Source organism: Mesorhizobium sp. 128a (assembly GCF_053848025.1).
In genome coordinates, this window is the sequence record NZ_JBSPKY010000110.1 from 1 (window position 1) to 371 (window position 371).

Genomic DNA, 371 nt, shown 5'->3' on the forward strand with positions numbered 1-371 from the left:
CTGAAATCCGCCGGGCTCTATAAATCCGAGCGGGTGATCACCTCGACCCAGTCGGCTGAGATCGAGGTCGGCGGCGACAAGGTACTGAATTTCTGCGCCAACAACTATCTCGGCCTCGCCGACAGCGCCGAATTGCGCACGGCAGCCAAGGGAGCCCTCGACCGCTACGGCTACGGCATGGCCTCGGTGCGCTTCATCTGCGGCACGCAGGAGGAGCACAAGCAGCTCGAGGCGACGATTTCCGCTTTTCTCGGCATGGACGACACCATCCTCTACGGCTCCTGCTTCGACGCCAATGGCGGCCTGTTCGAAACGCTGCTCGGCGAGGAGGATGCGATCATCTCCGATGCGCTGAACCACGCCTCGATCAT

The 371-nt window shown here is 62.0% G+C and carries 1 protein-coding gene; it reads left to right on the forward strand.

Annotated features, from left to right (window positions below; genetic code table 11):
• Positions 1-371: aminotransferase class I/II-fold pyridoxal phosphate-dependent enzyme (locus tag ACWTU9_RS33295; protein WP_455862029.1), on the forward strand; the 371-nt coding region annotated here is incomplete at both ends.